The organism is Kitasatospora sp. NPDC001660 (genome assembly GCF_053596725.1).
The window spans coordinates 1-24,761 of the sequence record NZ_JBSFGU010000024.1 but is presented as its reverse complement, the minus strand read 5'-3'; the positions used below and the strand labels follow the sequence as shown (position 1 = coordinate 24,761).

The 24,761-nt window shown below is 73.1% G+C and carries 18 protein-coding genes; 8 read left to right on the top strand and 10 right to left on the bottom strand.

The window, feature by feature from the left end:
- Nucleotides 1–31: 31 nt before the first annotated feature.
- The 3 genes from ACWCXH_RS24210 to ACWCXH_RS24200 all read right to left on the bottom strand — a co-directional run bounded on the left by ACWCXH_RS24210 (nucleotide 32) and on the right by ACWCXH_RS24200 (nucleotide 9,212).
- Nucleotides 32–4,579, bottom strand: a complete 4,548-nt coding sequence (locus ACWCXH_RS24210; protein WP_449803555.1) for a polymorphic toxin-type HINT domain-containing protein — start codon at nucleotides 4,577–4,579, stop codon at nucleotides 32–34.
- A gap of 263 nt (nucleotides 4,580–4,842) precedes the next feature.
- Nucleotides 4,843–6,843, bottom strand: coding sequence for a trypsin-like serine protease (locus tag ACWCXH_RS24205; protein WP_449803554.1), 2,001 nt, complete (start codon nucleotides 6,841–6,843; stop codon nucleotides 4,843–4,845).
- Between the two features lie 395 nt (nucleotides 6,844–7,238).
- Nucleotides 7,239–9,212: a trypsin-like serine protease gene (locus ACWCXH_RS24200; RefSeq protein WP_449803553.1), complete on the bottom strand. Its 1,974-nt coding sequence runs from the start codon at nucleotides 9,210–9,212 to the stop codon at nucleotides 7,239–7,241.
- Nucleotides 9,213–9,649: 437 nt separating this feature from the next.
- Here ACWCXH_RS24200 and ACWCXH_RS24195 point away from each other — a divergent pair, with 437 nt between their 5' ends.
- From ACWCXH_RS24195 to ACWCXH_RS24180, 4 genes are read left to right on the top strand one after another with little or no spacing between them, the layout of a single operon-like run.
- The gene (locus ACWCXH_RS24195) at nucleotides 9,650–10,594 is read left to right on the top strand and encodes an ABC transporter ATP-binding protein (protein WP_449803552.1); all 945 of its coding nucleotides are present in this window, start codon (nucleotides 9,650–9,652) and stop codon (nucleotides 10,592–10,594) included.
- Nucleotides 10,591–11,454, top strand: a complete 864-nt coding sequence (locus tag ACWCXH_RS24190) for an ABC transporter permease subunit (protein ID WP_449803551.1) — start codon at nucleotides 10,591–10,593, stop codon at nucleotides 11,452–11,454. The genes ACWCXH_RS24195 and ACWCXH_RS24190 overlap by 4 nt, the downstream gene beginning before the upstream one ends.
- A gap of 34 nt (nucleotides 11,455–11,488) precedes the next feature.
- Complete coding sequence (locus ACWCXH_RS24185) at nucleotides 11,489–12,781, top strand: DUF7134 domain-containing protein (RefSeq protein ID WP_449803550.1); 1,293 nt, start codon at nucleotides 11,489–11,491, stop codon at nucleotides 12,779–12,781.
- Nucleotides 12,778–13,446 (top strand): response regulator, encoded by a 669-nt coding sequence (locus ACWCXH_RS24180; RefSeq protein WP_449803549.1) that lies wholly within the window; start codon nucleotides 12,778–12,780, stop codon nucleotides 13,444–13,446. The genes ACWCXH_RS24185 and ACWCXH_RS24180 overlap by 4 nt, the downstream gene beginning before the upstream one ends.
- Nucleotides 13,447–13,469: 23 nt before the next feature.
- On the opposite strand, the gene ACWCXH_RS24175 is transcribed toward ACWCXH_RS24180, so the two are convergent.
- Nucleotides 13,470–14,519: a hypothetical protein gene (locus tag ACWCXH_RS24175; protein ID WP_449803548.1), complete on the bottom strand. Its 1,050-nt coding sequence runs from the start codon at nucleotides 14,517–14,519 to the stop codon at nucleotides 13,470–13,472.
- A 280-nt stretch (nucleotides 14,520–14,799) separates the two neighbouring features.
- Here ACWCXH_RS24175 and ACWCXH_RS24170 point away from each other — a divergent pair, with 280 nt between their 5' ends.
- Nucleotides 14,800–15,351 (top strand): hypothetical protein, encoded by a 552-nt coding sequence (locus tag ACWCXH_RS24170; RefSeq protein ID WP_449803547.1) that lies wholly within the window; start codon nucleotides 14,800–14,802, stop codon nucleotides 15,349–15,351.
- A gap of 120 nt (nucleotides 15,352–15,471) precedes the next feature.
- Here the strand turns inward: ACWCXH_RS24170 and ACWCXH_RS24165 are convergent, their stop codons facing one another.
- The 3 genes from ACWCXH_RS24165 to ACWCXH_RS24155 all read right to left on the bottom strand — a co-directional run bounded on the left by ACWCXH_RS24165 (nucleotide 15,472) and on the right by ACWCXH_RS24155 (nucleotide 17,978).
- A complete protein-coding gene (locus ACWCXH_RS24165; protein WP_449803546.1) occupies nucleotides 15,472–16,788 on the bottom strand; it encodes a serine/threonine-protein kinase in 1,317 nt (438 codons plus the stop codon).
- A gap of 32 nt (nucleotides 16,789–16,820) precedes the next feature.
- Nucleotides 16,821–17,594 carry a serine/threonine protein kinase gene (locus ACWCXH_RS24160; RefSeq protein WP_449803545.1) on the bottom strand — a complete coding sequence of 258 codons (774 nt, stop codon included), beginning with the start codon at nucleotides 17,592–17,594 and terminating at the stop codon, nucleotides 16,821–16,823.
- Between the two features lie 150 nt (nucleotides 17,595–17,744).
- Entirely contained in the window at nucleotides 17,745–17,978 is a 234-nt protein-coding gene (locus ACWCXH_RS24155) for a hypothetical protein (protein ID WP_449803544.1), read from the bottom strand.
- Nucleotides 17,979–18,421: 443 nt separating this feature from the next.
- On the opposite strand from ACWCXH_RS24155, the gene ACWCXH_RS24150 reads away from it, so the two are divergent.
- Nucleotides 18,422–18,859, top strand: a complete 438-nt coding sequence (locus tag ACWCXH_RS24150; RefSeq protein WP_449803543.1) for a hypothetical protein — start codon at nucleotides 18,422–18,424, stop codon at nucleotides 18,857–18,859.
- A gap of 137 nt (nucleotides 18,860–18,996) precedes the next feature.
- Here ACWCXH_RS24150 and ACWCXH_RS24145 read toward each other — a convergent pair whose 3' ends face one another.
- The 3 genes from ACWCXH_RS24145 to ACWCXH_RS24135 all read right to left on the bottom strand — a co-directional run bounded on the left by ACWCXH_RS24145 (nucleotide 18,997) and on the right by ACWCXH_RS24135 (nucleotide 20,146).
- Nucleotides 18,997–19,209 carry a DUF397 domain-containing protein gene (locus ACWCXH_RS24145; protein WP_449803542.1) on the bottom strand — a complete coding sequence of 71 codons (213 nt, stop codon included), beginning with the start codon at nucleotides 19,207–19,209 and terminating at the stop codon, nucleotides 18,997–18,999.
- On the bottom strand, nucleotides 19,206–19,598 hold the full coding sequence (locus ACWCXH_RS24140; protein ID WP_449803541.1) for a Scr1 family TA system antitoxin-like transcriptional regulator: 393 nt from the start codon (nucleotides 19,596–19,598) through the stop codon (nucleotides 19,206–19,208). Before ACWCXH_RS24140 ends, ACWCXH_RS24145 begins: the two co-directional genes overlap by 4 nt.
- A gap of 224 nt (nucleotides 19,599–19,822) precedes the next feature.
- Complete coding sequence (locus tag ACWCXH_RS24135; RefSeq protein ID WP_449803540.1) at nucleotides 19,823–20,146, bottom strand: DUF1330 domain-containing protein; 324 nt, start codon at nucleotides 20,144–20,146, stop codon at nucleotides 19,823–19,825.
- A gap of 410 nt (nucleotides 20,147–20,556) precedes the next feature.
- On the opposite strand from ACWCXH_RS24135, the gene ACWCXH_RS24130 reads away from it, so the two are divergent.
- Together ACWCXH_RS24130 and ACWCXH_RS24125 are read left to right on the top strand one after the other, a co-directional pair.
- Nucleotides 20,557–22,521, top strand: a complete 1,965-nt coding sequence (locus tag ACWCXH_RS24130) for an FG-GAP-like repeat-containing protein (RefSeq protein ID WP_449803539.1) — start codon at nucleotides 20,557–20,559, stop codon at nucleotides 22,519–22,521.
- A 155-nt stretch (nucleotides 22,522–22,676) separates the two neighbouring features.
- Nucleotides 22,677–24,248, top strand: coding sequence for an FG-GAP-like repeat-containing protein (locus ACWCXH_RS24125; protein WP_449803538.1), 1,572 nt, complete (start codon nucleotides 22,677–22,679; stop codon nucleotides 24,246–24,248).
- Nucleotides 24,249–24,761 lie beyond the last annotated feature (513 nt).

Genomic DNA, 24,761 nt, shown 5'->3' with positions numbered 1-24,761 from the left:
CGACCAGCCCGTTGCGCACTACTCGCCCTCGTTACCCCTCGACGGGGAAGATCGACGAGATGTACCAGTTCCGTCCTTCGTGGTTCGCGTCCTTGACGATGCGCACCTCGACCCGGGTGCCGGTGTCAAAGGACTCCACCGTCCCGTTGGGCATGAGCTTGTACGTCTTGCCGAACGAGGTGACCTGCTTCCCGTCGACCTCCAGGGCACCGAGGGTGATCTGGAACTTGTCCGAGCTCTTGCCGGACTTCCCGAACTTGGACATCCACCCGGTCTGCTTCTGGATCGCCGTCCTCAGCGCCTTCTCCGCGACGGCGAGGTCGGTGAACACACCGTTCGTGCCCTTGTCCCGGGCGAGCTGCTCCGCGAGCTGGGGCGAGACTCCCATCGTCCGCCCGTTCGGCCCGTAGGCGCCCTCGGCGACGTGGTCGCTGATGGTGTGCGAGCTCGTCTTCGGGTCGAGTTCGTCCTTGACCAGGTTGTAGCAGTTATGGACGAGGACGTCCGTGCCGGCGTTCTGGGGTCCGCGCACGTAGAAGGTGTGCGGACCACCGACGGTGAGGTCGAAGACCGCCGTCGGGGCGATGCCCGAACGGTCGTGCAGCGCCACGATCCGCTGCCTGGTTCCGTCCTGGCCGACCAGCGCGTCGCCGACGTGCAGCGAGGCCACCTCGCGCCAGCCCGCCCCGTCGACGTACAGGCGGTGCCCCGCGGTCGTGGAGACGGTGCTGCCGTCGGCGACGCCGATGTCCACGAGCCGACCGGTGTCGTGCGCGTAGGTGGCGGTCACCGGCTGCGGGTGCAGTCCGCCGACCGCGGGATCGGTCGTCAGGACCTGGTCGCCGGTCCGGATCCGGCTGATGTCCCGGTGCGATCCGTCGGCGAGCAGCACCTGCGTCCCGGCCGGGAAGCTGTTGAGCTCGCAGGTCGTGCGGACGTCGTCAGCGATCTTGATCTCGTCCGGCAGCTGGTTCACCAGCTCGCGGTCGACGTTCAGGTCCTGCTTCAGGGCCTGGAGCGCGGCATCGGTTCCCACACCGTCCACCAGGGTCTGACGGAACTTCGAGACCAGGTCGGACGTCGACATCAGCTTGCTGATGGCCGCCTGGCTGTAGCCGTCGAGCGTCGCCTGGACGGCGAGCTTGGCGTCCTCGATCCCGACGCCGGTCTCGAGCGCGAAGCGGAACGCGACCACAGCCTTGGCACCCTTGGCGAGGGTGCCGTAGGGGATGAAGTTGGCCGCGGCCCACGCGCAGGACGAGTTGAGGCCGGGGTTGTGGTAGCACTTGACGAAGTCGTCGGTGAGCGCGTGGTACAGGAACTGGCCCCGCTGCGCCTCCGGCGAGTAGTGCGCCTTGTAGTCGAAGTAGGTCAGCTGGAACGTCTCGTCGCGCTGGTCGCTGACCTGGGTGCTGCTGACGAGGACGGTGTTCCAGACGGTGTACTTCCCGGCGCAGGCGACGATCGACAGGCCCGGCTCCGGGCAGGTCTTCATGATGTAGTTGACCGTGCCGGTGACCTTGACGTTGACCGTGACGTCACAGACCGTGTCGCCCTTGCCGTTGTCGTGCCAGACCTTGGGGTCGATGTTCTTCAGCATGATGTCGCTGCGGCCCAGGACGAAGTCGCCGGCGGTGCAGTGGGACAGGTTGTCCTTGCCCTGATCCGTCTTCATGTCGTCCTGGGGGACGGCCTCGATGTAGGAGACCCGGCCGCTGGAGTCGACGGTGGCGGTCTGGTTCTCCAGCTGGCCGGCGATGGTGTCGGTGCACTGCTTCGTGAAGACGGCGGCCTTGGCGTCGGCGGCGGCCTTGGCGGCGTCGGCGGCGCTCTGCTTGGCCGCGGCGGCGGACGCCTGGGCCTGGTCGGAGGCGGTCTTCGCGGCGGACGCGTACTGCTGGGCCTGCGCCGCGTAGCTGGTGGCTGCCGCTGCCGAGTAACTGGCGCTGCGGGCCGCGGCGTTGGCGGAGGCCGCGGAGGCCTGGGCCTGCTGGGCGGACTGGGCGGCCTGCGCCGCGGAGGCCTGGGCGGCCTGCGCGGACTGGGCGGCCTGGTCGGCGAAGCCTTGGGCCTGCTGGGCGGACTGGCTGGCCTGGTTGGCGTAGCCGGCGGCCTCGTTGGCCGCTCCGCGCGCGGTGGCGTAGGACTGGGCGGCCTGGGCGGCGTACTGGCGCGCCTGGGCGACGGAGCCGTCGATCGTGGCGAGGTAGGACTGGATGGTCGCCACGTGGGCGGCGGTCACGGCGTCGCGCTGCTGGGCCTTGGGCAGGCCGGTCTGCAGGAACGGCACCAGGCGGTCGGCGGGGCCGGACAGCACGGCCTGGGCCGCGGCCTTGACCTCCGCGCCGCCGGTCGTGAGCAGTTGGGTGACCAGGACGCGGTTGTCGTCGTCGCGGGCCTTGAACTGGCCGGTGGCCAGGAAGGCGCGGACGTCGTCGATGGTGCCGTCGAGGGCCTTGCCGGCGGCGGCCTTCACGCCCGGTCCGCCGGTGGCCATGATCTGGGAGAGGGCGACGCGGTCGTCGTCGTCCTTGCCCGGGTACTGGCCGGTGGCGAGGAACGCGCGCACCTGGTCGGAGGTCCCGACCGAGGCGGTCTCGGCGGCCAGGCGCTTCTCCAGCTTGCCCGGGGACTGGGCGATGGCCATGACGCTGGTGCGGTCGTCGTAGTCGCGGGCGGTCGTCAGGCCGGTGGCCAGGAACGTCTGGACGGCGGTGTCGTCGCCTTCCAGTGCGGTCTGGGCCGCGGCCTTGGTCCACGGGCCGCCGGCGTCCAGCAGCCGCAGCGCGGCCTGGCGGCCCTTCAGCACGGCGGTCTTCGCATCGACGCCGGACGCGGTCGCGTCCTTGATCAGCTGATCGGTGTCGGCGGCGAACTGGGTGACCTTGCCGGACTCCCAGGCGGCGGTCTTCGCCTTCAGGTCCGCCTCGCGGGAGGCCTCGTCGGCGGCGGCCATCTCGGTGGCCTGCTGGGCGTCGAGGCGCTCCTGGTCGGAGGCGCGGGCGATGTCGGCGATCTTGTGGGCCTGCTGGGCGGACTGCGCGGCCGAGTCGGCGGAGCTGCCGGCCGCGGTGGCGGCCGTGCCCGCGATGTCGGCCCAGCCGGCGGCCTCGCCGGCGTGCTTGGCGGCCTCGGCGGCGGCGGTCGCCGCGGCCTCCGCGTGGGCGGCGGCGTCGTTGGCGGCGCGCTGGGCGTCCGCGGCGGCCGCGGCGGCCTGGTTCGCGATCGCGACGGTGGCGTTGGCGGCGCGGGTGGCCTCCGACGCCGCGGCCTTGGCACGGGCGGCCGCGAGGCGGGCCTGGGCGGCGTCCGCGGCGGACACGCCCGAGTAGGTGGCGGCGTCGGCGGCGGCCTGGGCGGCGTCGGCGGCGTTGGTGCCCGAGGAGGCGGCGGCCTGCGCCGCGAGCCCTGCCTGGGTCGCCGCGAAGCCGGCCCACTGGCTGGCCTCGCCCGCGGTACGGGCCTGGACGGCGGCGTCACGGGCGATGCCTGCGGCCTTGGTGGCGGCGTCGGCCTTGCCCGCGTCGCTGCCGGCGGCGGCCGCGGCGGCCAGTGCCTGGGAGGCGGCGTTGCCGGCCTTGGTGGCGGCAGCAGCCGCGTTGGCGGCGGCGTTGGCGGCCTGGCGGGACGCCTCGTTGGCGGCCCTGGCCGCCGACGAGGCGGTCTTGGCGGCCGCGGCGGCCCGGGTGGCCGCGTCGGCGGCGCGGCCCGCGGCGTTGGACGCCTGTCCGGCGGAGCCCTGCGCGGCCTTGGTCTCGTTCGCGGCCCGCTCGGCCGCCTCCTTGGCGAGCCTGGTGGCGTCGACGGCCTTGCCGGCCGCGTCCTTGGCGGTCATCGCCTGCTGGCCGGCCTGGTCGGCGGCGGTCTTCGTCAGGTCGGCCAACTGCCCGACGGACAGCTTCTCCTGGTCGTGGGCGGCCGCGGTCTGGTAGCCGTACTGCAGGAACTGCTGGACGTCGTCCATCGAGCCGTTGAGCGCGGTGTTCGCGGCCTTCTTCACCTCGTCCCCGCCCGAGGCCATCAGCTGCGAGAGGTGGACGCGGTCGTCGTCGTCCCGCGCCTTGAACTGGCCTTCGTTCAGGAACTGGTTGACGTCGGTCAGCGTGCCGTCCATGGCCTTGGCGGCGGCGGCCTTCACGCCCGGCCCGCCGGTGGCCATGAGCTGGGAGACCTTCACCCGCTGGTCGTCCTCGTAGGCCTTCTGGGCGCCCTTGTCGAGGAACTTCTTCAGGTCGTCGGCCGTGCCCTTCAGCGCGGCCGCCCCGGCCTCGCGCACCCCGGGGCCGGAGTTCGCGACCAGGTCCTCGATCTTGGCCCGCAGGTCCTGGTCGGTGGCCGTGGCCTGGCCACCCGTCAGGAACGCCTTCAGGTCGTCGGCCGAGCCGGTGAGCGCGGTCTCCGCCGCGTGGCGCACGGCCGGACCGCCCGCCTGCCAGGCCGCGACCGCCTTCACCCGGTCCGGGTCCGCGGCGGTCGCCGACGGCACGTCGGCCGCCAGCGCCGGAGTCGTCAGCAACCCCGTCAGCAGGCTGCCGGCCACGAACCCGGCCGCGAGGCGCGACCGGGCCCGTGATGTCAATGACATCCTCATCGAAATTTCGCAATCCATCCTGAATCGGGCACCGAAGTGCCGTGCGGCAGCCGGCGTCCGCAATCCGCGCCGGCGGCTCTGGTCGTCACTCGGACGTGTGTGGTGGCGCCGGGAAGGGCGTGACACCACGGGGACCTGACGTCACGTCGGATACGGACGCGACGGCAGGTGGCTGGGGGGCCCGGCCGGGCGGCGGTGACGGCGATCGCACGGGCACCGCCGCCCGGCCGGGAGGGCTGTTCGGGCAGCCGTCAGAGGGTGCCGGTGATGGCGGTGCCGGTGTGGTTGCCGGTGACGGCGCCGAGGTCGACGGGCTGGACGGGGGCCCAGGTGCCGTCGGCGTGGCGGGCGGTGGTCAGGACGCGGTTGTCCGTGGTGGTGACGGCGAACTGGGCGTCGCCGTCGACGGGGGTGGCGCTGACCGAGGTGGCGGTGACGTTGCCGAGGACGCCGGTCAGGGGCTGGAACGCCTGCCAGGTGCGGTCGGCGCGGCGCACGGTGTGGAACTGGGCGCCGGTCGCGGTGACGGCGACGAGGTCCATGTCGTCGCCCTGGCGGGCCATGGCGACGGAGACGGCGGTGCCGACGGGTCCGGCGGCGTCGGCGACCGAGCCCCAGGCGCTCCACGTGCCGTCGGCGGCGCGGACGGTGTGGTAGACGTTCCCGCCGGCGGTGGCGGCGACCTGGAGCTCGCTGCCGGTGCCGGCGGCGGCCACGGAGGTGACGCCGTTCAGCGGTCCGGCGGCGCCGAAGACGGCGCCGAAGCCGGTCCAGGTGCCGTCGGCGTGGCGGACGGTGTGGAAGACCTGGCCGTCGGCGAGGACGACGACGTGCAGGTCGGCGCCGATGGAGGAGGCGGAGACCTGGGTGATGTTCCCGAGGTCGCCGACGGCCGTGTTGAGGTCGCCGAACGCGGACCAGGTGCCGTCGGGCTTGCGCAGGGTGTGGTGGAGGTGGCCGTCGCCGCCGAGGGCGAGGACGTGGGTGTCGCCGTTGATGCCGGCGGCGGCCACGGCCTTGACGCCGCCGATGTTCCCGGCCTTGGCCTGGACGTCCTGGAAGGGGGTCCAGCTGCCGTCGTAGAGGCGGGTGGCCTGGAACAGACCGGTGTCGCCCTTGACCAGGGCCTGGGTCTTCCAGCCGGTCGCGGTCGCCCGCACCTGCTTCACCCAGCCGGCGAGGTCGTCGACGCGTGAGGAGGTGGCGCCGGTGCGGGTCTCGGTGGTGGGGGTGCCGAGGCAGCCGCCCTGCCAGGAGAGGGAGGCGATGGCGGCGATCTCGGTGGTGCCGTTGTGGTCGCGCAGCAGGGGGGCTCCGGCGTCGCCCTGGCAGATCGGTGCCGCGCCCGCAGTCGGCGCGGTGTCGATGCCGGTGGCGGTGACGGCGCCGACGGTGTGGGTGGTGGTGTGGGTCTTGAGGGGTGCCCACTCGGTGGTGGTGCGGCCGAAGCCGGGGATGCGCAGGCTCTCGCCGGCGGCGGGCGCGGCTGTGCCGAGTGCGGTCGGCGTGATGCCGTCGACCGGGGTGGCGAGGCGGGCCATGACCAGGTCGCGGTCGGCGCGGGTGACGAGCTCGGCGATGTCGACGGTGTGTCCGCCGATGGCGGCGGTGCTCTTCACGGCGGGTGTGCCGGAGGCGCCGTTGAAGCAGCCGGCGGAGGTGAGGACCCAGTAGCGGTCCACCAGGGTCGCGGTGCAGGAGCGGGCGTCGGCGTGGCCGGGCTGGCCGACGGTGACGGTGCCGACGGCCGGGTAGTCGGTGTTGGCGGGTGCGGCCGGCCCGTCGGTGGCGGTGAGTTCGAGCAGCGTGGTGGCGCTGGCGGTGGTCCCGCCCTCGCCGATCGGCGTCCAGGTGTTCTTGACGACGTCGAAGGTGGCAGCGTTGCCGTCGGTGTTGACCGTCGCCTTGATGGTGTGGTCGTCGCCCTTGATGTTGTAGATCTTGGGGATCTCCAGGGCCAGGTACCCGGTGGGCCCGGTGATCCGGAAGCACACCTCGCTCGGGTTGGCGGCCCGGCTGAACAGCTGCACCAGGCCGGGGCCTGACGCGCAGTCGGCGAGGACGATGTGCCCGTCGCCCGTCTTCAGGGTGATGTTCCGGTCCGCGAGGATCTTGGCGGCGTCCGGGTAGGAGAAGCCTTCCACCGCGCTCGGCGGCGCGGCCTCCGCGGCCGTGGCCGGCATCGGAGCGGCCATCACGGGTATCGCCAGGGCCGCGCCGAGGGGCCAGGCCAGTCTGCGACTGGTACGCACAATGACTCCAGAAATGAGAGATGTGCTCGGGAGGAAACCAGCACCCCCGAGCTGACGAAGAAGAAATCAAGCGGACGCTATCGGTCGGCAATCCCGCACGTCAAAGCGCACGAGACCGCCTGTGGCAGATATCTGACGTGCAGTCAAGTGAACGGGAAAGCGCGATCAGGTCGCCGGGAAACGGGCCAGGATGTACACGGACGGCTTTGGATGAATTCAGGGCCAGAATGGTGCTGGAATTCGAGAGTTCGCGGTCCGGTCGGACGGCTTTCTCGGGGGAGGGCACATCCGGCGCCCGGGCCGCGGCGGAGGCCCCGCGCGTGGCGCGGCCGTCCGCCGACTCTGGTGCCGCTGGCTCTGGTGACGCCGGGTCAGGGGCCGCTGGCGGGCGGTTGTCAGCCGGTGGTGGCGGCGGTGAGGGCCTTGACGCCGGTGGCGCCGCCGGGGATCTCGCCCCAGGGGGTCCACTTGCCGGCGTTGTAGTCGGCGTCGCGGGTGTAGACCTTGTCGTCCTCGTTGATGGCGAAGACGTGGACGACGTTGCCCTCGGCGCTGCTGGTGATGGCCTTCAGCTTGTTGTCGCTGACCTTGGACCAGGCGGGGTCCCAGCGGCCGGCGTCGTAGTTGCCGTTGGTGCTGAAGAGGGAGCCGTCGGAGCCGATGATCTGCAGGTCGACGATGTTGCCGCGGGTGGCGGCGGTGATGCCCTTGACGTCGACGGCGCCGCCGGGGATCTCGCCCCAGGGGGTCCACTTGCCGGCGTTGTAGTCGGCGTCGCGGGTGTAGACCCTGCCGTCCTCGTTGATGGCGAAGACGTGGACGACGTTGCCGGTGGCGGTGCTGGTGATCGCCTTGAGGTTGTTGGTGCCGATCTGGTTCCAGGTGGGGTTCCAGCGGCCGGCGGTGTAGTCGGCGTTGGTGCTGTAGAGGGAGCCGTCGGAGCCGATGATCATGAGGTCGACGATGTTGCCGCGGGCGGTGGCGGTGATGCCCTTGGCGCCGGCGGCGCCGCCGGGGATCTCGCCCCACGGGGTCCAGGTGCCGCCGGCCTTGCCGTCGCGGGTGTAGACGTGGCCGTCGGAGCCGACGACGAAGACGTGGACGGTGTCGCCGATGGCCACGGAGTCGACGGCGGTGAGGGCGCCGCTGGTGACGGGTGACCAGCTGCCCGTCCACCGGCCGGCCTTGTAGTCGGCGGTGGTGTCCCACAGGGTGTTGTCGGCGCCGATGATCTGCACGTGGGTGCCGGCCTTCACGTCCGCGGTACGGGAACGCAGGTCCTTCACCCAGCCGGCGAGGTCGTCGACGCGTGAGGAGGTGGCGCCGGTGCGGGTCTCGGTGGTGGGGGTGCCGAGGCAGCCGCCCTGCCAGGAGAGGGAGGCGATGGCGGCGATCTCGGTGGTGCCGTTGTGGTCGCGCAGCAGGGGGGCTCCGGCGTCGCCCTGGCAGATCGGTGCCGCGCCCGCAGTCGGCGCGGTGTCGATGCCGGTGGCGGTGACGGCGCCGACGGTGTGGGTGGTGGTGTGGGTCTTGAGGGGTGCCCACTCGGTGGTGGTGCGGCCGAAGCCGGGGATGCGCAGGCTCTCGCCGGCGGCGGGCGCGGCTGTGCCGAGTGCGGTCGGCGTGATGCCGTCGACCGGGGTGGCGAGGCGGGCCATGACCAGGTCGCGGTCGGCGCGGGTGACGAGCTCGGCGATGTCGACGGTGTGTCCGCCGATGGCGGCGGTGCTCTTCACGGCGGGTGTGCCGGAGGCGCCGTTGAAGCAGCCGGCGGAGGTGAGGACCCAGTAGCGGTCCACCAGGGTCGCGGTGCAGGAGCGGGCGTCGGCGTGGCCGGGCTGGCCGACGGTGACGGTGCCGACGGCCGGGTAGTCGGTGTTGGCGGGTGCGGCCGGCCCGTCGGTGGCGGTGAGTTCGAGCAGCGTGGTGGCGCTGGCGGTGGTCCCGCCCTCGCCGATCGGCGTCCAGGTGTTCTTGACGACGTCGAAGGTGGCAGCGTTGCCGTCGGTGTTGACCGTCGCCTTGATGGTGTGGTCGTCGCCCTTGATGTTGTAGATCTTGGGGATCTCCAGGGCCAGGTACCCGGTGGGCCCGGTGATCCGGAAGCACACCTCGCTCGGGTTGGCGGCCCGGCTGAACAGCTGCACCAGGCCCGGGCCTGACGCGCAGTCGGCGAGCACGATGTGCCCGTCGCCCGTCTTCAGGGTGATGTTCCGGTCCGCGAGGACCTTCGCCGCGTCCGGGTAGGAGAAGCCTTCCACCGCGCTCGGCGGCGCGGCCTCCGCGGCCGTGGCCGGCATCGGAGCGGCCACGACGGGTATCGCCAGGGCCGCGCCGAGGGGCCAGGCCAGTCTGCGAACGGTACGCACAGGGACTCCAGAAAGAGAGATGCGCCCGGGAGACACCAGCACCCCCGAGCTGGCAAAGAAAGAATCAAGCGGACGCTATCGGTCCGCAATTGCGCACGTCAAAGCGCGCGGGCGCGGTCGGCGAGCTCCTGACCTGCGGTCAAGCACCGCACGGGAAAACGCGATCGGGCTGTTCGGGCCCGGGACGTCCGAATGCGGACATTAAGGATGAATGAGAGGACGGAAAGCCCATCGCCCGACCATTACGGTTCGATGACGTTTCCTCCCCAACGTGACGGTGAGCCCCCCGCCCCCGGCATCCGTCGTGAGATGTACGCCGGGTGCATCGCGCGGCCCAACAGGGCCGCTGCGAGATCGTCCCAGTGGCGCTCGTTCGCCCCGCTACGGGCCCCTAGCGTGGAGACGACACCCCGGACTCCCCCTAGCTAGGACCCGCCATGATCGAAGCCGTCGGCCTGACCAAGCGCTACGGCCCACGCACAGCCGTCGAAGACCTGAGTTTCACCGTCCGCCCCGGCATCGTCACCGGCTTCCTCGGCCCCAACGGCGCCGGGAAGTCCACCACCATGCGGATGCTGCTCGGCCTCGACACCCCCAGCGCCGGGCACGCCACCGTCAACGGCCGCCGCTACGCCGACCACGCCGCGCCGCTGCACGAGGTCGGCGCCATGCTGGAGGCCCGGGCCGTCCACACCGGGCGCAGCGCCTTCAACCACCTGGCCGCCCTCGCCGCCACCCACGGCATCTCCCGGCGCCGGGTGGAGGAGGTCGTCGACCTGGTGGGCCTGCGCGAGGTCGCCCGCAAGCGGGCCGGCGGGTTCTCCCTCGGCATGGGCCAGCGCCTGGGCATCGCCTCCGCGCTGCTCGGCGACCCGGCCACGGTGATCCTCGACGAGCCGGTCAACGGCCTCGACCCCGAGGGCATCCGGTGGATCCGCAACCTCCTCAAGTCGCTCGCCGCCGAGGGCCGCACCATCCTCGTCTCCTCCCACCTGATGAGCGAGATGGCCCTGACCGCCGAGCACCTGATCGTCATCGGCCGCGGCCGGCTGATCGCCGACACCTCGGTGGCCGAGTTCACCGCCCGCGCCGCCGGCAGCGCCGTCCTCGTGCGCACCCCGGACGCGGCCCGGCTGCGCGAACTGCTGGCCGACCTGCCCGGCGTCGACGTCGCGCAGGCCGAGGAGGCGGACCGCCTGGAGGTCACCGGCACCGACTGCGAGCGCATCGGCCGCCTGGCCGCCGCCCACTCCCTCGTGCTGTTCGAACTCACCCCCAAGCAGGCCTCCCTGGAGGAGGCCTTCATGGAGCTCACCAAGGACGCGGTGGAGTACCAGGCCGTCGTCACCCCCGCCCAGCCGGTCAAGGAGAAGGCCGCATGACCACCGCCACCCCCACCGCCGGGACCGCCCCGGCCGCGACCGCGACCCCCGCGTTCGCCCCCTCCTCCCGCCCCGCCCGCCCCGGCGTCACCCTCGCCCGGGTCGTCCACGCCGAGTGGATCAAGTTCCGCTCGCTGCGCTCCACCTACTGGACGCTCGGCATCACCGTCGCCCTCACCATCGGCTTCGGCGCCCTGCTGTGCTGGGGCACCGTCAGCCGCTGGGACCACCTGCCCGCCGAGGAGCGCCTCCACTTCGGCGCCGCCGAGCACAGCCTCCTCGGCTACCACTTCGCCCAGCTGGCCATCGGCGTCCTCGGCGTGCTGATCATCACCGGCGAGTACTCCACCGGCATGATCCGCGCCTCGCTGTCCGCCGTCCCCAAGCGCCTGCCGGTGCTGTGGGCCAAGGCCGCCGTGTTCGGGGCCGTCGCCTGGGTCGTCTCCACGGCCGCCTGCCTGATCGCCTTCTTCGTCGGCCAGTCCATCCTCGCCGGCAAGCACCTGGACACCACCCTCACCGCCCCCGGCGTCACCCGCGTCGTCCTCGGCATGGGCCTCTACCTCACCGCCGTCGGCCTGCTCGCCGTCGGCCTCGGCACCCTCATCCGCAACACCGCCGGCGGCATCGCGAGCGTCTTCGGCGTCCTCATGCTGCTCCCGCTGCTCACCGAGGCCCTGCCCAGCTCCTGGCGCGACACCATCTCCCCCTACCTGCCCGGCAACGCCGGCCAGGCCCTCGCCACCCTCCACCAGGGCCCCCACGACCTCGCCCCCTGGACCGGCTTCGGCGTGATGTGCCTCTACGTCCTCGCCGCCCTGATCGGCGCCGCCGTCGTCCTCAAGCGACGCGACGCATGACAGGCACCCCCCTCATCCGTGTGAGCATGGTCCGGTGACCACCGCCGAACGGACCCCCGCAGCCCGCGCAGGACGCCTCCGCGTCCCGCGCGGGCTCGCCCGGCTGCGCGCGGCCGTCCTCACCGAGCGCCACCCCGCCCTCGTCGACCTCGTCACCGCCCTCGGCATCCTCGTGCTCACCGCCCTGCCCCAGCGCCACGAGCTGCACGCCACCCCCTGGCTCTGGGCCCTGCAGGTCGCCCTCGTCATGCCGCTCGCCCTGCGCCGGCGCGCCCCCTTCCCGGTGTTCGCCGCGATCTCCCTCGCCGCCCTCCTCCAATGGGCCACCGGCCACCCCATGCCCGCCGACGCGGCCGTCCTGCTCGCCCTCTACACCGTCGCCGCCCACTGCCGGCGCCGCCTGACCCTCATCGCCTACGGCATCGCCGAGCTCGGCGTCGTCATGGCCCTGCTGCGCTGGCCGCCCCTCGGCGAGCACGGCGACCGCACCCACCTGCCGATGTGGCTGCGCGTGTTCGTCCTGTTCTCCGGCACCGTCCTGGCCGCCGTCGCCCTCGGACGCGGCGGCCGCGCCCGCCGCGCCCAGCTCACCGCCCTGCGCCAGCGCGCCCGCGACCTGGAACACCAGCGCGACCAGCAGGCCGCCCTCGCCGTCGCCGAGGAACGCTCCCGCATCGCCCGCGAGATGCACGACATCGTCACCCACAACCTGTCCGTCATGGTCGCCCTCGCCGACGCCGCCGCCTACGCCAACGCCACCGCCCCCGACAAGGCCACCGACGCCATGCGCCGCTCCGCCGAGACCGGCCGCCAGGCCCTCACCGACATGCGCCGCTTCCTCGGCGTCCTGCGCGCCGACGAACCCGACGCGCTGCGCCACCCCCAGCCCGGCATCGGCCAGCTCGCCGTCCTCGCCGAACACGTGCGCGCCGCCGGCCTGCCCACCGAGCTGCACGTCAGCGGCGAGCCCGCCGCCGTCTCACCCGGCGCCCAGCTCACCGCCTACCGCCTCGTCCAGGAATCCCTCACCAACACCCTCAAGCACGCCGCCCCCGGCGCCCGCGCCCGCGTCACCGTCCACGCCGCCCCCGCCGCCGTCACCCTGGAGATCCGCGACGACGGCCGCCCCACCGCCGCCGCCCCCGGCCTCGGCCAGGGCCTGGCCGGCATGCGCGAACGCGTCGCCGCCTACGGCGGACACCTCACCGCCGGCCCCGCCCCCGGCGGCGGCTGGCGCGTGGCCGCCACCCTCCACCTCGACGACCACTCCCCGCGCGCCGAGAACGACCACCCCTCCAACGCCGACGAGGAGCCGAGCCCCGCATGACGATCAAGGTCCTGCTGGTCGACGACCAGCCGCTGCTGCGCCTGGCCTTCTCCATGACCCTCGACTCCCAGCCCGACCTGGAGGTGGCGGGCGAGGCCGGCGACGGCGAGGAGGCGATCCGCCTGGCCGCCGAACGGCCCGTCGACGTCGTCCTCATGGACGTCCGCATGCCCGGCACCGACGGCATCGAGGCCACCCGCCGCATCGTCGAACGCCACCCCGACACCAAGGTGCTCATCCTCACCACCTTCGACCTCGACGAGTACGCCTTCGCCGGGCTGCGCGCCGGGGCCTCCGGCTTCCTGCTGAAGAACGCCGAGCCGGACGAGCTGCTCGCCGCGATCCGCTGCGTGGCGGCCGGCGACGCGGTCGTCTCCCCGCGCGTCACCCGCCGCCTGCTCGACACCTTCGCCTCCCACCTGCCCGCCGACGGCCGCGGCGCCACCCGCGGCGAGGAGGCCGTCGCCGCCCTGACCGCCCGCGAGCGCAGCGTCCTGATCCAGGTGGCCCGCGGCATGTCCAACGCCGAGATCGCCGCCGAACTCACCCTCGCCGAGGCCACCGTCAAGACCCACGTCAGCCGCATCCTCCTCAAGCTCGGCCTGCGCGACCGCGTCCAGGCCGTCGTCTACGCCTACGAGAACCGCCTCGTCCAGCCCGCCTGAGCCGGGCCCGGCGCACGGAGACGTCAGGGTCGGGTGATCGACGTCGTGTTGGTGGCGGCGTTCCAGTGGATGGTGGCGTTCTGGAACTTCTGGACGCGCCCGCCCGGTTCGTCGCTCTCGTCGGTGAGGGGGTAGCCCACCGCCTTCTCGTGGCCGGCGGCGTGGAAGGCGTCGTAGATGGCGCCGTGGACGACGTGCGAGCCGGTCGGCGCGGACCACAGGATCAGGGCCCGCTCGAAGAACTGGTAGCGCCCGCGGGTGCCGTCGGGGGCCGCCGAGGCGTCCGCCTCGTCCATCGTCGGGAAGCCCCAGGCCCGTTCGGCGTCGGTGGCCCAGAACCGGGTGAGGATGTCGCCGTGGACGGCGAAGGCCGAATCCGGGTGCCACAGGATGATGCCGTTCTGGAACTGCTGGAAGCGCCCGCCGGCCATCGAGTCGCGCTCGCCGCGGACCGGCGCGCCCAGCACGCTGTTCAGCCCGCCCATGCTGTCGTACTTGACCCGGATCGAGCCGTAGGGCATCAGGTCGTCCAGACGGTTGTAGCGGCGCGGGGCGAAGCCGCGCAGCCCGTCGCCCCACGTCCGCTCCTCGGCGACGTGCCCGTAGTCGTACTCCTCGCGCACCACCGGCTGGGTGTGGCCGGGGTCGGCCCAGCGGACGAACAGGGCGACGTGGTCGGTGCCGCCGGAGTCCTTGAGCAGCGCGTCGCCGGGCTGGAGGTCGTCGGCCGGGATGTCGGCGGTGACGTTCCACAGGTGCCAGGTGTCGAGCGAGGTGCCCAGGTGCCAGGCCATCGACACGAAACCGGAGCAGTCGGGGCGGTAGCAGCCGAACTGGTTGCCGTGGCAGCCCTGCTGGCTGTACGGCACCTGCTCGGCGATCCACGACCAGGCGCGGTCCATCGCCTCGCCGCGCCCGATCGGGCCGTCGGTGTCGGAGGCGGGGGAGCGGACGGCGGTCGCGCCGGCGGGCGCGGCGCTCGCGGACGGCACCGCGCCGAGGGCGAGCGCGGCCGCCGCCAGGACGGGGACCACGGCGCGCGCGGCGCGCCGCAGGATCGGCGTTGTGCGCAAGGCTGACTCCTGAGGGTGCTCGGTGGAAGGACGCTGACGGGACGTCCGCAAGCTAGTCCCGGGCGGCGCGGGGCAGGTACCCGGAAGCCTCCGGATTGACGGGCTCTCGCCAACGGGCCGCTCTGTGCTGCTCGGGGACGGCGGCCACGGCACTTCCGTCCGTCCTCGGACGGACGGCGGCTCACCCGGGCGGGGGATGGCGATGGTTCTGCGCGGGGATGTGACCCGCGGGGCACCCGGCCAGCCTTGAGGTGACGCCTACACCGCCCAGGAGACGATCATGCCCCCCGCGAAACCGCTGCGCGCCGACCTGAACGCCGACGCCGCTTCCCGTTCCGTACCGCGCTGGTCGGACCGGATGGCGCGTGCCGTGCCGTTGGCGGTCCTGCCGTCGGGGCTGTGGCGGATGGCCATGGCCGTGGGGATCCCGGTCGGCTTCAGCGGGCGGCTGGCCGAGGACTGGCGGCCGGGCCTGGAGACGTCCTCCTACATCACCCTGCTGACCCTCATCACCGAGGTGCTCGCCTTCCTGACGATCGGCCTGGTCAGGCCGTGGGGCGAGAGGACACCGCACTGGATCCCGCTCCTGGGCCGCAGGCGCGTCCCGGTGTGGGCGGCGGTCGTTCCGGCGGCCCTGGGGGCGCTCGCGGTGATGGCGGTGACAGCGCCGATGTTCTGGGGCAGGCTGCCCGCCTCCGTGGGCGGCCGCGAAGCCCCCCAGGGCGCGGCCGCGTGGATCATGAACGCCTGCTACGCGCCGCTCCTGCTGTGGGGGCCGCTGGTCGCCGTCGTCACGGTCGCCTACGCACGGCGGCGCCGCCGCACCACCTGACCGAGAGGCCCCCGAGGTGCGGAACGCTCCCCGTGGATCACACAGGATCGCTTGCCTGATCAGAGACGCTGCCCTACCGCTGTGGTCCAACGTCAAGCCCGGGGCACGGGGGGGCGGTCCTCATGGCGCGAGGGAGACGGACGGGCACGGCGGCAGCTCCGGGCGGTCCAGCGTGCGCACGGCCGGCAGCCACGCCGTCGACGGCCCGGGCCCCTGCGGCAGCCGCACCCGGAACCACCGGGGGGACTGGGTGCCCATCTCGTCCACGATCGGCACCCCGTGGAGCTCCTGGCACTCCGCGTCCAGGACGTCGCCGTGCCACACCCGGGTCGCCACCACGTTCCCGGCCAGGTACGGCTCGCGCGGGTCGATCGCCAGGCCCAGACTGCACTGAGGGTCCCGGTCGGCACGGGCCTGACAGCCCGGATCGGCGTTGTACACCCGCACGTGCCCGCCCGCCGGGGAGCTGACCCCGGCGTGCGTCCAGCCCGCCGCCACCGTGCCCGCCACCGCCGCCCCGCCCGCCAGCACGGCCGCCGCCGCGAGCCCGGCGGGCACGAGGCGCCGCCGCCCGCGCCGGGCCCCGGCCCGGTGGGCGCGGATGCGCGCGAGCAGGCTCTCCGCGGTGTGGGCGGCGCGCTCGGCGTGGGTGGGGGCCAGGCAGTCGGCGGCCAGCGCGCGCCAGAACGGCGGCACCGCGTCCGCCATGCGCAGCGGCGCGCGCCGCTCCGCGTACTCCTGGGCGGCGGCCGCGCGCGCCGCCGCCGTGGCGCCGGGAAACGGCGAGACGCCGCGCGCGAACACCTCGTGCACGACGATGCCCAGCGACCAGATGTCGCCGCTGGGGCGGACGGTGACGCCCAGCTCGTCCAGCGGCGCCCGCCAGCGCTCGGGCGGCAGGTAGTCGAAGGTGCCCATCGGCGGCGCGTGGCCGTGGGTGCCGCGGGTCCCGGTCAGCTCGGTGGCCAGGCCGAAGTCGGCGAGCTTGACGGAGCCGTCGGCGGCGAGCAGGACGTTGTCGGGCTTGAGGTCGCCGTGCACCCAGCCGGAGGCGTGCAGGTGGGCCAGGCCCTCGCAGATCCCGGCGATCAGCGCGGCGCCCTCGGCCTCGGTGACCTCCCCGGCCGTCAGCCGGTCGCGCAGGCTGCGTTCGGCGCGCTCCATCACCAGGACGATCGCGCCGTCGAGGAACGCGTCGCCCTCCTCGCCGAGTTGGACGGTGTCCAGCAGGCGCACCAGACGCGGGTGACGGGTGCGGCGGGCGAACTCCACCTCGCGGCGGGCGGTTTCGGCGACCTTCGCGGCCTGGCGCGGGGTCAGCCCGGCGGTGGGCAGGATCTTCAGCGCGACCTCGCCGTCCTCGCCGGCCGGGCGCCCCGCGTACACGCAGGCCCAACCCCCGGCCGCGATCGGCCCGGTGACCTCCCAGCGCCCCACGCGCCGGCCCGGCGGCAGCGGGTGCACGCCGCTCAGCCCCCGGCAAGACGGCCCGCGCCGCGCGGCGGCAGCAGCACCAGGTGCTCCTCGCGCACCAGCCCGAACCGCAGCGCGACGGCCACGATCGTCTCCCGCTTGCCGTTGCGCCGCCCGCCGCGCTCCTCCACAGGAGTGCTGATCCGCATCTTCTCCTCGGCGAGGTAGTCGATGTGCGAGCTGACCGCCCGCGCCGTCAGCCGGGCGCACGCCGGGTGGCCGGCCAGCCGCTCGACGATCCGCGGCGTGGTCGGCACCTCCAGCGGCGACTCGTCGCGCAGCCGCGGCTCGCACAGCGCCACCAGGACGAGGAAGTAGGTGGCCGTCTCGTCCAGCGAGTACGCGGTGACCGTCCGGGTGCCCCGCAGGGCGCCGGTGTCGAGCCCCTCCGGGTCGAGGTAGACGTGGTCGGGGGCGAACACCTGGAAGGCCAGCGTGCCGCCGTGACGGGTCGGCAGCACCACGCGCGAGAACTCGAACGGGATCGGCGCCCCCGCCCGGCGCGGCGGCACCCGCAGGTACTCCCCGGCGCCCTCCGGGTTCTCCACCAGGTAGCTCTGGGTCGCACTGTGGTTGCTCAACTGCCAGTGATCCTCGGTCACCCGGATCTCCCCGGCCAGCCGCGACACCGCCGCGTCCGCCAGCCGCAGCTCCACCGGCACCGCCGCCGACCCGCGCCCGAACCGCGCCACCTGACCCGGCCCCAGCCGCAGCGTCACCGCCCCGCTCCCGTCACCCGCCGCCGGCAGATGGACGACAACCCCGCTCATGCGCCCGCCCCGCTGCGCTCGGCGGTCGCTTCGCGAAACGCGCACCTCACAATGCCCCGCTCGCTGCGCTCGCTCACCTGCGCCCCTCCTTCGCCCTCAGGGCGACGGTACACAACGTACGGGGTCGATCGCGAAGCGTGTGCCCGTCCTTCACGAACCGCTGCTGCTGCCGCCGTCACCCAGACCGGTGACGTCGCCGCCACCGATCGAACTGCGCTGCCGCCGCCGGCGCCTGCGCTGCGCCGAGCGCACCAACTCGCCCGCCCCCAGCGTCACCGCCGCCACCGCCCGCACCCACCCCGGCCCCCCACGCTGCGCCCACACCACGCACCCGCACCCGCCCATGACGAGCGCCAGCACGACGACCAGCACCACACCGACCATGTTCCCCACCGTCTTTCAGCCGTTCGTACGCCACCGGAGATCCTCCCAGATCCACGCCCGGTCCCGCTCCGCCGGCGGGGCCGGGAGCAGCCGTGGGGGAGTCCGGTAAGAGCGGAAAGTCGGCGGGCCCGACTTCCTGCGCCGGCGGCGAGGTCCGGGGGGTTGCCTCGGCGGCGCCGCACAGGACGGGGACCGGCCGGCAGACGGGCCGCTGGTGCCTCGTACCTCACCCATTGGGCGCGCCCGGGTCGTGGGGGGAACCCGGCAGCCCGACGATAGGGTGATGCGGCGCTTGCGGGCACGCTCAGCCCCCGGGGCGATGCGAGCGAGGACCGCGGCTCGATGCCTGCCCGCGAAGGCCCGCCGGCACAGGATGAGGACCGTAACGTGCTGCAGACCAGCGCCTGCGAAGAGACGGCCCCGCAGGTCGCGCGGAGACGGCGATGATCCCCGGACGGCAGCGCTCCGGCCGCCCGGACCACTGGGCCGACACTCTGCGCGGCACGACACAGATGCTGGTGGTTCCGCACGGATACACCCTGTGCATCAGCGGGGTCCTGGCCACCACCATCGCTCATAGAGGGCTTCCCACGTCGATGGCCGTCTGGATGTTCGTCGTCGGCGCCAGCGTGGGTTTCGTCGCCTGCGCCCTCCTCGGCGTCCTCCTGCGCCGGGCGCCCGCGACGGTTCGGCTGCAGGAGGCGGTGCTGTGCAACCTCGTCCCGGTGGGCGTGGTGCCGGCTGCCGCCGGCCTGGCCGGTCTGGTCCACCGCCCGGTCTGGAGCTTTCTCGTCGCCGGGGCCGCGGCCAGTGTTCTGTACGTCATCGGACTTGCGCTGCTCGTCCGTTGGGTGGTGCCACGAGCGGGCGTGCCGGGGTAGCTCATCCGTCTGACGGGCAGTGAGTTCGTCTCGTGCTCTTGTGGATGTTGGTCAGTTGGTCGATCCGACCTTGAGCCAGGAGACCGAAGGGCCCCGCCGCCCCAGGCGTGGGGCGGCGGGGCCAGGAGCAGCTGCTGTCACCGGGCGTCGAATTCGCCGGCGCGGACGGCGGTGATGAAGGACTGCCAGGCGGCGGAGGGGAAGATGAGCGCGGGGCCGTTGGGGTCCTTGGAATCGCGAACGGGCATGACGCCGGTGAAGCCGGGAGCCACCTCGATGCACTGGCCTCCGTTGGTGCTGCGGGAGGACTTGACCCAGCGGGCAGAAGACAGGTCGAGGCGGGAGCTCATGGTGCCAGTTCCTTCCGGATTCTTCTGATCATGGTCAGGGATTCAGCCCTGGGAGGCGCGTCTACCTGCAGGCAATCGTATCTCCTGCGCCATCTTGTGACAGTGGTTCGGTCTCGTTCGAGGAAGCCGCGGTGAAGCGTCTCGGTGTATCCGAGCTGGGTGTTGTTGTCTCCGATGGTCAGCAGTGTGACGGCTGAAGCGAAAGAGCGGTGAACCCCCATGCTGAACGGGACGACCTGGATCATGACGTTCGGCCTGGTTGCCAGTTCTTCGAGGTGTTCGAGCTGCTCAGCCATGACAGAGGGCCCGCCGAGCTGCCATCGGAGCGCGCTCTCATCCAGGGCGGCGTAGACGAAGGGCGCGTGAGCAATGGCTTGTGTTCGTGCCATGGCGTCCCGTCAACTGGCTGACCGCCGCCGCTGACGGGCGCCTGGACCAACGCGCAGACCGGCAAGCTGTGGCGGCTCCCGCTCACCGGCGGCACCCCCGAGCGCGTCTCCTGCGACCGCGGCTCCCAGGAGCAGCCCGCCGCCGACCGCGGCACCCGTGTCGTCTGGCTCGACGCCACCGCCGGCCGCACCGACCTGGTCGCCCGAGAGCGCCCCGCCGGCGCTCAGTGCGACAGCGAGTCCGCGCCCCGGTAGCCCTCGGGCACGCCGTCGGCGAAGACGGCGTCGGCGTCCATGTGGCGGGTGCGCAGCGGCAGGATCTCCCGGTACGCGGGGGAGTCGTACCACGCGCGCACCCGCTCCCGGTCGGGGAACTCGATGACGATGATGTCGGACCCCCAACTCCCCTCGACCACCTCGACGTTCCCGCCGTGCACCACGAACTGGCCCCCGAACGGCTCCAGGGTGGCGTCGATGCGCTCCAGGTACTCGACGATGTCGGGCCCGAACTCCACCGACCTGACGTGGGCGATCGCGAACGCGCTCATGAACTCCTCCTCGGCCTACCGCTGTTGTCGTCTGTCGACGTCCACGACGGTAGGCCGTGGCGCACCGCCTCCGAATCTGTCGTGCATAGGTAGGCTGACCGATCACGAGCCCCTCACCCGCCACCTGCGCACGGTGATGTCCGGCACCGCCGCCGATCTGGAAGCGGCTGCGCCGCCAGGGCCCTGACGGGCCGTCGGAGCGCCCGAAGGGGCCGTGGGGCACGTTGGGTCCGGCCCGGGTTCACACGTGGTTGCCGATGTGGTGCTTTGGTGTGGATTTTCGCTTTGACGTGCAGGGATCGAGTCGATACCGTCCGGTTGATCATTTTTCTTTGCCAGCTCTGGGGGGCGTTGGCGTCTCCCCGGGCATGTCCTTTTCGGGAGAGTTCGTGCAACGCAGGATGCGAAGAGTGGCCTGGCCCATGGGCCTGGCAGTGGTGATACCGGTGGTGGCGGGGTCGGTTCCGGCGGTGACGGCCTCGGCTGCGGAGGCTGTCGCGCCGGTGGTGGTGGACGACTACTCCTACCCGGGGGCCGCGAAGATCCTCGCGGACCACAACATCACCCTCAAGGCCGGCGACGGGCACATCATGCTGGCCGACTGCGCGTCGGGGCCGGGCCTGGTGGAGCTGTACAGCCGGGCGGCGAACCCGAGCCAGGTGTGCTTCAAGATCACCGGTCGCACGGGGTACCTGTCGCTGGAGATCCCGCAGATCTACAACATCAAGGGCGACGACCACGCGATCAAGGCCACGCTGAACACGGCGGGCACGGTCACCAGCGTCGACGTCAACAAGAACGCCTGGACCCCGGTCGGCGAGGGCGGCACCAACGGCTCGACCACGCTGCTGGAGCTCAACGCCACCGACGGCCCCGCCGTCCAGGCCCCCGCGAGCACCTTCCCCGCGGTCGGGACCCTGACGGTCGGCCAGCCCGGCCACCCCGGCTCGCGCGCCTGCACCACGACCCTGGTCGCCCCGCAGTGGGTGCTGTCGGCGGCCAGTTGCCTCGCCGACAACCCCAACGACCTCAGCACCGTCCCCGCCGGCCTGCCGAGGACCCAGGTCACCGCCACCATCGCCGGCCGCGGCTTCGACGTCTCCGCACTCGTTCCCCGCACCGACCGCGACATCGTCATGGTCCGTCTGGTCGAGCCCGTCAACGGTGTCACGCCGCTCGCCGTCGCCACCACCGCGCCCGCCACGGGCGAGGACCTCCAGGTGCTCGGCCTCGGCCGCACCAGGACCGACTGGCTGCCCGCCCAGCCGCACAGCGCGACTTTCACCACCGGCACGGTCGCCGCCTCCGGCTTCGATCTCGCCGCGAAGACCCCCGCTGATGCCACCGTCTGCAAGGGTGACGCCGGCGGTCCCGCCCTGCGCGCCAAGAACGGCGGCTACGAGATCGCCGCCGTCACCAGCCGTGCCTGGCAGGGCGGCTGCCTCGGCGAGACCGAGACCCGCACCGGCGCCGGCGAGACCCGGGTCGACGACATCGCCGCGTGGATCGCGGACACGCGCGACCGCCGCTCGGCGACCGCGAACGAGGTCGGCGGCAGCGGTCGGCTGCGGTTCGCCGACTTCGACGGCGACGGCAAGCCCGACTACGTCACCATCGAGGACGACGGTTCGGTCAAGGTCTGGCTCAACAAGGGCGGCGACCCGGCCGGCGGCAGCGGCTGGCAGGCCCTCGGCCGCGTGGCCACCGGTGTCACCACCGACCGCAGCCGCGTCCGCCTGGCGGACTTCGACGGCGACGGCAGGGCCGACTACTGGGTGATCAACCCCGACGGCTCCGTCCGCGTCTGGCTCAACAGGGGCGGCGACGTGTCCGGCCCCAGCGGCTGGCAGGACATCGGCATCGTCGCCACCGGCCTGACCACCAACCAGGACCAGGTCCGTCTCGCCGACTTCGACGGCGACGGCAAGGCCGACTACGTCGTCATCGGGGACGACGGTACGGTCAAGGTCTGGCTCAACAAGGGCGGCGACCCCGCCGGCGGCAGTGGCTGGCAGGCCCTCGGCCAGGTGGCCAGCGGCGTCACCACCGACCGCAGCCGCGTCCGCCTGGCGGACTTCGACGGCGACGGCAGGGCCGACTACTGGGTGATCAACCCCGACGGTTCGGTCAAGCTCTGGCTCAACAAGGGCGGCGACGTGGCCGGCGGCAACGGATGGCAGGCCCTCGGCCGCGTCGCCACCGGACTGACGACCAATCAGAACTCCGTCTACCTGACGGACTTCACCGGCGACGGCAAGGCCGACTACCTCTGGAACCCCGGTGACGGCAGCACCCGCGCGTTCGCCAACAAGGGCGGCGACCCGGCCGGTCCGAACGGCTGGGCGGACCTCGGACGGATCGCCAGCGGCGCCTGACCCGCCTGGGGTGACGGCCGGCCGGGCCCGGTCGTTACCCGGTCACACGACCACCCGGGTCGCTCCGCGCGCCGCACGGCGCGCGAAGCGACCCGGGCCCCACGCACTCCACGGCCGGCCACCACCGGCCCCGTTCGAAAGCCGCACCTTCTGCCATGAAAAAGACCGCCTCCCGGACGCTGGCGGCCCTCCTCGCCGTGGCCGGCGCCAGCCTCGGCCCGGCTCCGACCGCCGCCCACGCCGCCACCAAGCCCGCGCCTCCCCTGATCAAGGTCATGCCGCTCGGCGACTCGATCACCTACGGGGCCGGAAGCAACACCCGCGCCGGTTACCGCGCGCCGCTGTGGGACATGACTGCCAGTCAGTCCCCTTACACCATCGACATGGTCGGCTCGAACTCCGCCGGCTCCATGGCGGACCCGGACAACGAAGGCCACAGCGGCTACCGGATCGCACAGATCCGCGACGGCATCGACCAGTGGCTGACCGCCGCCGACCCGGACGTCGTCCTGCTGCACCTGGGGATCAACGACCTCAAGTGGGACAAGGCCGATCCGGTCCAGGCCGCCACCCGGCTGTCCGAGCTCGTCGACCGCATCCACGCCGACAAGCCGGGAGCGGCCGTCATCGTCCAGGGCCTGCTCACCGCCACACCCGGCCTAGAGCAGCAGACCGCCGCCTTCAACAGCACGGCCGGCGCCCTGCTGGCCGACCGGCAGCGCGCCGGCCGGCACGTCCGCTACGCGGCCCCGGCCGCCCTCGACCCCGCCACCGACCTGCCCGACCAACTGCACCCCAACGACGACGGCTACCGCAAGATGGCCCAGGTCTTCCACGACGCCCTCGACCACACCGTCGCCGACGGCTGGGCCCCTCGCCGCGCCGTCCCCCGCGCCGGCACCGAGGCCGGCGGCAGCGGCCGGGTGCGCTGGGCCGACTTCGACGGCGACGGCAAGCCCGACTACGTCGTCATCGAGGACGACGGTTCGGTCAACGTCTGGCTCAACCACGGCGGCGACCCCGCCGGCGGCAACGGCTGGCAGGCCCTCGGCCGCGTGGCCACCGGCCTGACCACCGACCGCAGCCGCGTCCGCCTCGCCGACTTCGACGGCGACGGCAAGGCCGACTACATCCTCATCAACCCCGACGGCTCCGTCCACGTCTGGCTCGACAAGGGCGGCGACGTGTCCGGCCCCAGCGGCTGGCAGGACATCGGCATCGTCGCCACCGGCCTGACCACCGACCCGGACCAGGTACGCTTCGCCGACTTCGACGGCGACGGCAAGGCCGACTACTGGCTGATCAACCCCGACGGCTCGGTCAAGGTCTGGCTCAACCGCGGCGGCGACCCCGCCGGCGGCAACGGCTGGCAGGCCCTCGGCCAGGTGGCCACCGGCGTCACCGCCGACCGCAGCCGCGTCCGCCTCGCCGACTTCGACGGCGACGGCAAGGCCGACTACCACGTCATCAACCCGGACGGCTCCATTTCCACGTGGCTCAACCGCGGCGGCGACGGACACGGCGGCTGGCAGGCCCTCGGCCGGATCGCCACCGGCGTCACCACCGACCACACCAGCGTCCAACTCGTCGACTTCACCGCCGACACCCACGCCGACTACCTGCGGACCGACGCGGACGGCCACGTTACCGCCTACGCCAACAACGGCGGCGACCCCAGCGGCCCGGACGGCTGGACCTACCTCGGCCAGATCGCCGGCGGCGCCTGACCGCGAGGCGGCGCACGGCACCGCTCGAAGGGTCCGGCTCCCCGATCTGCCGGTGTTCCGGCGGGTGGTGAGATCCGCCGGACAGACCTCACTCCGGCCGGCTGACCGGGACGGCAGTGCCGGGACGCCCGCACCGTCGCTCCCGACTCCGCTCCCGACGGGGAGCCGGCTGTGTGCCGGCGGAGTCCGGCGCCACCGACCCGGCGAGCTCGGATCCCGCCGGCAGGACCGGCGCAGCGGTCGGCGCCGGCCGCGGCCACCGGTCCGTCCGCAGCCGCGGCCGGTGACCGGCTCGCACCCGGGCCCGACCGGCGGTCCCCACCCGGCGGCAGGCCGTCGCCGAACTGGAAGCGGCCGCCCCGCCAGGGCCCTGACGGGCCGTCGGAGCGCCCGAAGGGGCCGTGGGACACGTCAAGTTCGGCCCGGGTTCACACGTGGTTGCCGATGTGGTGCTTTGGTGTGGATTTTCGCTTTGACGTGCAGGGATCGAGTCGATACCGTCCGGTTGATCAT